At 33.9% G+C, this 9,393-nt stretch carries 8 protein-coding genes and 2 pseudogenes; 6 read left to right on the top strand and 4 right to left on the bottom strand.

What is annotated here, in order from left to right:
- Positions 1–71: 71 nt before the first annotated feature.
- Both BM350_RS25665 and BM350_RS25660 read left to right on the top strand, forming a co-directional pair.
- Positions 72–521 (top strand): annotated as a pseudogene (locus BM350_RS25665) (IS6 family transposase); the annotation flags it as partial.
- Between the two features lie 427 nt (positions 522–948).
- Complete coding sequence (locus BM350_RS25660; RefSeq protein ID WP_090920554.1) at positions 949–1,596, top strand: recombinase family protein; 648 nt, start codon at positions 949–951, stop codon at positions 1,594–1,596.
- Positions 1,597–1,914: 318 nt separating this feature from the next.
- On the opposite strand, the gene BM350_RS25655 is transcribed toward BM350_RS25660, so the two are convergent.
- From BM350_RS25655 to BM350_RS25645, 3 genes are all read right to left on the bottom strand, one after another.
- A complete protein-coding gene (locus BM350_RS25655) occupies positions 1,915–2,460 on the bottom strand; it encodes a VanZ family protein (RefSeq protein ID WP_090920556.1) in 546 nt (181 codons plus the stop codon).
- Positions 2,461–2,603: 143 nt separating this feature from the next.
- Positions 2,604–3,725, bottom strand: a complete 1,122-nt coding sequence (locus BM350_RS25650; RefSeq protein ID WP_090920558.1) for a DUF4179 domain-containing protein — start codon at positions 3,723–3,725, stop codon at positions 2,604–2,606.
- Positions 3,712–4,245, bottom strand: a complete 534-nt coding sequence (locus tag BM350_RS25645) for a sigma-70 family RNA polymerase sigma factor (RefSeq protein ID WP_090920561.1) — start codon at positions 4,243–4,245, stop codon at positions 3,712–3,714. Before BM350_RS25645 ends, BM350_RS25650 begins: the two co-directional genes overlap by 14 nt.
- Positions 4,246–5,033: 788 nt before the next feature.
- Here BM350_RS25645 and BM350_RS25635 point away from each other — a divergent pair.
- The 4 genes and pseudogenes from BM350_RS25635 to BM350_RS25620 all read left to right on the top strand — a co-directional run bounded on the left by BM350_RS25635 (position 5,034) and on the right by BM350_RS25620 (position 8,682).
- Positions 5,034–5,591: an RNA polymerase sigma factor gene (locus BM350_RS25635; RefSeq protein WP_090920564.1), complete on the top strand. Its 558-nt coding sequence runs from the start codon at positions 5,034–5,036 to the stop codon at positions 5,589–5,591.
- Positions 5,557–6,990 (top strand): anti-sigma factor, encoded by a 1,434-nt coding sequence (locus BM350_RS25630; protein WP_090920567.1) that lies wholly within the window; start codon positions 5,557–5,559, stop codon positions 6,988–6,990. The genes BM350_RS25635 and BM350_RS25630 overlap by 35 nt, the downstream gene beginning before the upstream one ends.
- A 418-nt stretch (positions 6,991–7,408) precedes the next feature.
- On the top strand, positions 7,409–7,651 hold the full coding sequence (locus BM350_RS25625; protein WP_090920570.1) for an SMI1/KNR4 family protein: 243 nt from the start codon (positions 7,409–7,411) through the stop codon (positions 7,649–7,651).
- Positions 7,652–8,152: 501 nt separating this feature from the next.
- Positions 8,153–8,682 (top strand): annotated as a pseudogene (locus BM350_RS25620) (GNAT family N-acetyltransferase).
- Between the two features lie 500 nt (positions 8,683–9,182).
- Here BM350_RS25620 and BM350_RS25615 read toward each other — a convergent pair.
- Positions 9,183–9,393, bottom strand: a 211-nt coding sequence (locus BM350_RS25615; RefSeq protein WP_139232940.1) for a DUF4256 domain-containing protein, incomplete at its 5' end; no start/stop codon positions are given.

The following is a 9,393-nucleotide window of genomic DNA, read 5'->3' as shown; positions in this document are numbered from 1 at the left end:
GGTTCTGGTGCAAAAAATCTATAAAACTTGGACATACTGATATTATCAATCTACAAAAGGACGTGATCAGTATGAAAGAGCAAAATTTATTTAAGTGGAAACATTATCAACCTGATGTGATTATATTAACAGTCAGATGGTACCTACGGTACAGCCTAAGCTTTCGTGATTTGGTGGAAATGATGGAAGAACGAGGCTTATCTATTTCTCACACAACCATTATGCGGTGGGTACATCAATATGGTCCTGAGTTAGATAAACGAATTCGGCGCTATCTTAAACAAACGAATGACTCCTGGAGAGTCGATGAAACATATATCAAAGTAAAAGGTCAATGGATGTATCTATATCGTGCAGTGGATTCCAAAGGAAATACGATTGATTTTTATCTCAGTGAAACAAGAGACACAAAGGCTGCAAAGCGCTTCTTCAAGAAAGCTTTGCGGTCTTTTCATGTTTCACAACCTCGTGTGATAACTATTGATAAGAATCCCGCCTATCCTGTAGCAATTGAAGAATTGGGGTAGCATCCCGAAAATGCGGATTTACAACGTTAAGCTGTTTGCAGCGTTAAAAACGAAAAATTTAACAACGATAAGACTTTTGAGACAAGTCATACGAGACACTAGAAACCTTTATTTGACGTGAAATCAATTAAGTCTCAATAGATTAAGCTTTTGGGACGATCTTTCTATACAAGTAGTCAAGAGGCAATACCATAGGTTAAAGATGTTCCAAAAATTTATTTTAAAATTGAATATGAAGAAGCATATATCCTCTGTTTGTAAAGGTATACCTTTGTAAACAAGTGAAGAACATCTAGGAAACATTGAAACTTCAAGTTTATAAAGGTAATTGTAATTGTTTTATAAACGTTTATTTTTAATGAACATCTTTATAAACAAAAGTGATATAATTGTGGTAACAAATGTAAGGAGCATATCAAACGTGGCAAATATTTATGGATATATACGTGTAAGTACAAAAGACCAAAATGAACAACGTCAATTACATAAGATGATGGAACGAGGAGTGGAAGCTCGACGTATTTTTGTCGATAAAGCAAGTGGACGACATTTTGATCGTCCTCAATATCAATTATTACGAAAAATATTAAGTACAGGTGATATTGTTTACATAGATGCTTTAGATCGTATGGGACGTAATTATGATGAAGTAATTTCAGAGTGGAAATACATAACAAGAGAATTACAAGCTGATATTGTTGTGTTAGAAAATGAAACTTTATTCGATAGCCATAAGTTTCGTGAAATGGGCGACATGGGTCGGTTGATGGAAGATCAATTTTTATCTTTGCTTTCCTATGTTGCAGATCAAGAGCGTAAAAAAATCCATCAGCGACAAGCGGAAGGGATTGCTGTAGCGAAATTACAAGGAAAACATTTAGGTCGTCCTCAATGTAACCTTTCAACATTAAATCAAAAGCAACTATTTTTAATAGAAGAAACGTATCCTAAGTGGAAAAATAGAGAAATAACTGGGGTTCAATTTATGGAACTGTTAGAACTGAAGAAAAATACTTTTTACAAAATAATCAAGGAATATGAAAGTACACTGAATCAAAACCAGCTATGAGGTGGTTCTTTTTTTATTCCAGTAGATTATTAAGTTCATATAACTCTTCAAATATAAAAAAGAATGCTCTAACGTACAGAGAATAGGTTGAATTGTGTCTAAATTTACAATTTTCTTTTTTTGACACATCCATCAACTTAAGAAAACAAATCCACCCCAAAACGAAAAAAGTGAGCTTAATTATCATAAATAAATGTAGCGAGAAAAAATTTCGTTTTGGGTACATTTCAAAATCTTAAGTTGATGGTAATGTATGGTGACCCCTTTATAAGGATAACCATAAAATTATTTTAATTTTTACCAGTCTAGCTGACTTGATTATATATATACAATAAAATGTTGCAACCATGTTCTAAGACGATTTATTTGAAATACCTTCTGAATGACTAGGTATCCAACAATACATCCTAATGTATTCGCAATTAAATCATTGACATCCATACTTCTTCCATTTCCTACAAAAATTCGTAAACATAATTGTATGATTTCAATGATACCACTCATGAAAAACCCAATTCTTGCTATGTCTTTCACAGAATGATATTTGTTTTTGAGAAATGGCAAGTATGCTCCTAATGGAAGAAACATAATTATATTTAATAAAAACGTTTTGATATCTAACGTGAAAATAGGTATTGGGTTAACGGAGCTATACCAAGGTGCTTGATTCGCGTATTTACCAATATTAATCTCTAAAGGAAAGAGTGTGAAATGAATCATACTCATGACATATATGAGAAAAGTCACAAGTAAAGCATATTGCGAATATGTGAATTTTCTCTTTGAAGTACATAAGAGTATAGAACCAATCAGAAATACCGGTATGAGAACATGCCAGGATGGAACTTCAAACGTAATTGACATATTTTTCTCCTTTCTATCTATATGAATAAGGGTGAAAATACCCTTACCTTACACACTAAAAAGCATAAAGGTATTTCTCACATATAGGATAAATACAGTGATAAACGCAACTATGAGTAAATGAAACGTGGTTAATTTTCATTTCACCCCCTATCCCACTGTTTGTTCCCTACATATATCTCTATTGGTAACCCTTCTATCCACTCATTTTCATTTGCTTTACGAGAGTCGTCTTTATCTATATACGGTTTTAAAACAATTTTTTTTGGAATTGAACCATTTGAAATGTAGTTGATATCTAATGTGTAAGAATCTTTGTTTAGTTCTCCAGTAGAATTTAACTGTTCTAATTGTGTACCATTTTCATCGTATGCCGCTACTCGTATTGGTTTTTTCGTATCAAAATGCAAATCTTTTACTGTAAAAGAAGCGACTACATGGGTTGTAACAGGTGTTGCGGTAAGCTTGGATACAGAGAATGTCATATCACCTTTTTCTTTTTGTACCTGTGTTTTCATTCGTATAACATCTGCAACGGTTTTTTGTACCGGTACATTCAGTTCAAATACATGATCCATACCTTCAAATTGTATTTTTAGCTTTGCTTGAAATTCATTTGGTAATTTCGTATATTCTTCTGGATTCATTGTTTGTCTCTCGTCAGCACCTGCTAACTGTACAATAAATGAATTTGGATGTTGTTTCCCTGCCATCTCATAAGAAGCACCTTGTATGAACGGTTTTTCATTCACTTCTACTTGCATACTTTCAATTGTGTTTGTGAGCTTCTTCTTTTTATTTCCTATCACAACTTGCCCATCTTGTATATTCAACCCTTCAACATTAACAACCATCGCTGCGCGTGTTCCATCAAATATAGATTCACTCACATGTAATTTGAGATTTTGAAAAGAACTTTCACTTTGAACAGCGTTTATCCAGCCCTTTTTGCTTGCTTGTTGCAATCCAAGATCATGTTCCAAGGCTTGAAATATTTCACCTACAATCGGAACTTTTTTGATTCCTTCTGCCATAGTTGGAGAAGCAAATCCCGAACAAAATGTCCCCATTCCTAGTAATGTACTTACTGTAGCTACCGCAATTCCTTTGTTTTGGAAAAATACAAATCTATTTTTCGTTTTCTGCAAAGGCATATCTTGAATCATTTGATAGGTTTGGTCTAATTTTTGCCGTACATGTGAAGACATTTCATACATGTTCTCTTTTTCTTTTTGAATCGTTTTATGGATTTCAAATGGATTCATACTGCATCTTCTCCTTTTCATTTACATTAAATTGATGTAGAAGTTCTACTTTTGCCTGTTGTAATCGTTTTTTAACTGCACTTTCAGAAAGATCCAATGTATCTGCAACTTGTTTTAACGTCATATCTTGAAAATAATGCAAGACAATAACCATTCGCTGTTTCATAGGTAATTTCTCAATGGCATCTTGCATCTCAATCTGTTGATCATGATGAGAAATAGAAACAGGTTTTTCTATATACTCCATAGGTACTGTTTTAGAACGTTTCGCAATCATCGTATTGCATTCATTAATTAAAATTCTAAATATCCATGTTTTAAAATACTTCACATGTTTTAATTTGTTTATCGATTGATATGCTTTCAAAATCGTTTCTTGTAAGGCGTCAGCAGTATCTTCATCGTGCTTCAAAATTGTTTTGGCCGTTTGAAATAAACTATGTTCTATACTTTTAATAAGCCGGATAAAAGCTTCTTTATCCCCACTCTTTGCCGCTAGAACATCTTGCTCAATTATCATGCTTTCACTTCCTTTTTTGTATTCTCTACATAGATTAGACTGTATACAAGCAAAAAAAGGTCACTTTTATTTTTATTTAAAATATTTCATTTTTCTCAAAGATAACAGGTATAGCAATAAAATTTTGATTTAAATGGGTATTTTTATGACTTTGCCCATAAAGGTGCCAATAAAGGAAACATAACTTTGCCGGAAATCACATGTTTTTGAGGAGATTTAGTTGATTATTCGAGGAAAAGGAAGCATAAGTTGGCCGTAAGTTAATTATTAACCCATAAGCTGACCGTGAATTCCACAAAACAGCAAATAAAAATACCTATTAGCAGGGATGTATGCCTGTTACTAAGCAAAATTTTTTTTGATTCCCTTGAAAAAACTTTCTTATGTTTCCTTCAACAATAGAACACACTAGTTCTCTTGTAGGTGGAATTACATATGGTGCTATTTTCAGTAGTTCTCCTATACTTCTATTAATCCATTCATCCTGTTCAATTAAATTATGTTCTTTTTGAAGAATTTTATATTGTTTCTGTCCTAACCAATACAAATATGGACACTTATATATTTATGTAAACTACTGATTTTTCTAAATGGAATATTTATTAATCCTTATTATAAAAACTAGCGGAGTTATATAATTAAATGTACTGGATTGTTTTAAAATCATTAAATTCTTATGTAATGATACTTTATTTCCTATGTAGGATACAACTGGCTTTCTAATAGCTGGAGAAAGTGTCACAAAGTATAGCGCCCCATTCGTTATATAGAATGAGAGGAGGGATTACATGAAAGTTACAAACAAAGATTATGAAAAGATGGAAGAGCTATATGAGTTGTATGAACAAAAAATTTATTATGTAGCTTATTCTATTTTAAATAATATTCAGCAGGCTGAAGATGCAGTTCAAGAGACGTTTATTACTCTTCATCAGAATCTAGAAAAGCTCCACAGCTTGAACATTCAAGAGCTTAAACGCTACATTTTGAGAATTGCGAAAAACAAAGCGATTGATAGCTACCGGAAAAATAAACGACATGAAATGTTCTTAGAAGAATATCAAAGAAAATTGCCAGAAGTAGCAGATGAAAATATTGAAGAGTGGGAACAGCGTTTCATGTCTGAGGCTCAAATTGATACATTGCTAAAAGTGTTAAATGAGTCTAACAGACAGGTTTTTAAGTACAAAGTTTTCTATAACTTAACTTATCAGGAAATTTCAAATCTAATGGGGATAACTGAGGTCAATGTCCGCAAGCAATTTGAACGCGCTCGAAAACGAGTACAAAATATGATAGGGGGTATACAAAATGACGAATTCAAAGAACTCCAAAGAAATGTATGACCTTGCTGAAAAAATTGCTTTAGATGATTTTGATAAACTGGATGAACAACATGAATTTTCAGATACATACACGCACAAAAAGAAATTGTTTATGGAGGAAATTAAGATGAAAGGTGGACAACTACAGGCCAAGCGTAAAAAGAATCGAATTTTAATCGCTGCTGCCTGCTTATTGATTGGCATGCCGACAACAGTTTTTGGCGCAGTAAAAGTCCATGATATGATCGTCAAAAAACAAAATTATGAAGTAAATGTTTCCGTAACAAATAAGGACTCGAAAAAGAGTGAAAGTTGGTATAAGTTGAAAGTCGGCAAATTACCAGAAAATATGGAAGCAATTGATGACACTGCTATGAAATATTCATTTAAAGATAACTACGCAAAGGGTGGATTTTCATTCCTTCTTTGCAGATTAGGAAAAAATTCAGATTTTCAAACGTTGTACGCAAACAACTACGAAGAAAAAAAGATAAATGGTAAGAAAGCAGTGATTGTCCATAGAGACACCGGAGGCAAAAAATTACCGTTTAACAGACAGGTCTTTCTGCTTTTTGAGAAAGAGGGGATTATGTTAGAAAGTTTTATTGGAGCCGATGTAAATGAAGAACAAATGATGGATGTCTTAGCGAACATTTCACTTGAGCCCACATCAAAGGAAAAGGCATCATCTATATCAGATTATGATGAAGATCGTTTTAGCAAAGCGAAAGAACCAACAAAACCGAGCGTTATTCCTTTGAAAAAAAATAGCAAACAACTATTTAGCGTAGGTCAGACGGTTCCAGTAACCATAGATAACATTGGGAGTAACAGCAAACTTGAATATGTTATCGAAAAAGTGGAAGTCTTTGATTCAATCAAAGATTTTAAACAAGAGAACTTTAATGAATTGGGACTAGAAATACTAAGCGAGAATAAGGCTTTAGATCAGACGAGAAAGTTGCTACCGTACAAACGAGATGTATATAAAGTTGGAAATGGTAAAGATTCAATTGACGAATTAGTAGAGTCAAAGTCCGTTAATCTCAAATTTGTCTACCTGACAACAACAGTGAAAAACATTGATAAACAGGCGACAAAAGAAATCTATATGCATCCACGCATACAAATGCTTACATCTAAAAATAATGCATGGAACTATGCTGGAAAAGATGGAATTGCCGAAAAAAGTATTATGACGGGCGAAGTTGATTATTTAGAACCTCACGGAAATGGAAAAAGCTTTTACAATATTGGCAGCATCCCACCAGGACAAACGATGAAGATTAACTTAGGTTATTTTGTAGATGAGGATAAACTGGATTCCATCTTCCTTGATGCTTTCCATTACAGTGGATTTAGTGGCACTGAAAATATGAATGCGGAAGATCGTTGGTGGATTGATATTCGTCAAAAGTAAAAACGATAAGAACAACTAGATAAAAAAGCTGCTTATATTTAGCAGCTTTTTTTAGTGCAAAGAAACTTTACTGAAGCATATCTTTGCATTTTATGCGATTTTGCGAGTAATTTTAAAGTTTATTGTAGGAAGCATAAGTTGGCCAAAACGGCCATCTTATGCTTCTTGTTACAATTTTTACTCCCCTCAAAAGGGAGGGATAACACAAAATATACCAATTTTATACTAAATAGGGGTACGGAAACGAGTCATGCAGTGAGGGGGTCGCTCTGGGATTTAATTACGGTACAATTGATGATGGGGAAAGTTTTAAAAATCATCCCGTACTAGAGGCACAGTATACCGATTTAGATTACATTATTGGAAAATGAGAGCTGCAGAATATGAAAAATGAAAGTAATAATGGAGTGTAATAGTAATGAAAGATACAATTTCTACATTAATAAAACGATTCGAAGAACCTGGGGATTTCTTTTGTGGGATTGATGATATATTAATTGATCAATTTGAACAGCATTTAGATTGTAAATTTCCTGAAAGTTATCGCTGGTGTTTACGTCAATACGGCGGTGGAGGAGTTTTAGGAATTAATATTACAGGTGGAAAAAGCATGGGAATTTCAACGTTAATTTCTACGTTTTCTTTTGACCATAAGTTTTGATGTAGATCAATATACTGATTTTATCACACCCCTATACCTTGTTCAAAACTTTTAAGTTATGAACATGGTTTTGTTAGAATTATATTTATTCCAGAATCTTGCGAGTGGAAGGGTTATCGCCAGCATTTTGGAAAAAAACACGCTAAGCAGTTTTGAAATAAAAGTAAGTAGTTTTAATAACGTTAAAAACATGTAAGATTTTATGCGAAAAATTGGGAGACATAGGGAACTATGGGGAGGCTGGAAGGCGCGACACAATAGGAATGTATAAAAAATGCATAGATTGATAGCGAGAAAAAAGGTGGATTCCTTGTGAGAGTAAGCGGAAGCCTTTGTCCTAGCTACCAATAATGGTGCATTATGTTAACTTTATACGAATACAATATTCATTATTCTTTCTTTAATTACCATATAAGTGAGTTAAACAAAAATTAATTTACAAACATATGTACTTATTCTAATATAAAATTTGTACATATTTTTCCAAAAGGAGTGAAAGAGATGCAAAAACCAACGAATACATTGCAAATACGGATTGAACCTTGGTCAGATACTGACCTTGCCTTGTTGCACCGTTTAAATACGCCTGAGATGTTGGAACACCTTGGAGGTCAAGAGAGCGAAGAGAAAATCCTCGCTCGTCAAAAACGTTATGTCGAGATCGGAGGAACGGGGACCGGTCGTATGTTCAGCATTGTCCTGCTTCCGGAACTTGAAAAGGTCGGCAACATCGGTTACTGGGAACGTTTCTGGCAGGAAGAGACCGTATATGAAATCGGTTGGGGCGTACTGCCTGAGTTCCAAGGCAGAGGTATAGAGCTGCCTTGGCAGCCGCTAAAGCTATTGCTAGTGCCAAAGCAGAGCAAAAACACAGGCATATTCACGCTTTCCCGTCCATCAATAACCCCGCATCGAACGCTATTTGTCAGAAGCTCAACTTCTTGTTGATTGTCGAGTGTAACTTCGAATATCCTCCTGGAAACATTATGCGATGTAACAATTGGCGCCTGGACCTTAACTCGATAAAGTAAGAGTGAGGAATTTTAGAACATACCAACATGGACGAATGAATTGATCAACTCTAATCATTTTTCTCCACAAGACATATCAATGTATTAATTCATTGAAGGGTATATATAAAACAACAAATATAATAAAATACAAATTGTGTTACTTTATCTACTTCCAAGAACGAATTTTATGTAAAGGAGCTGTCCATATAGGACTGAGCTATTTGAAAGAAGAAGATTCTTATAAAAATTTATTAAAAAGATTGAGGTATGTTCGGAAGCTATTAGTTTTATGTACTATAATCCTTAACAAAATGAATTATTTTTACAGTTTTTCATACTTCTATTTCATAAATGCAAACCTATTCTAGCTTTTTAGCTCTTATTCAACATAGTAGTCCAATACATAAAAATCGGGTACAATTCTTGCTACAGAATTGTGCCCGATAGTTGAAAAATAAAATTAAAACTTTTCCCTACTGATCCATCCTCAAATTCAAATTTAGCTGTCTTTGCAAAATTTAAACCCTTAGCGAGCCACGAAACCCCCTGGCGGCATAATAGGATTCTGCTCCATTGTGATACACGAAGACGTGCCCAAAGCGACAATCGCAAAAAAGGGCACCGCCGAGTTCTCTAATATCAGTCGGTGTTTGCACCCAACTCGACGTTTTCTTATCGAAACTTTCAAGATTCTGCAACGCTCGGTATTGTTCTTCCGTTAATAGTTCA

This window comes from Bacillus sp. 103mf (assembly GCF_900116295.1).
Lineage (GTDB): Bacteria > Bacillota > Bacilli > Bacillales > Bacillaceae_G > Bacillus_A > Bacillus_A bruguierae.
This window is presented reverse-complemented; position numbering and strand designations above follow the sequence as displayed.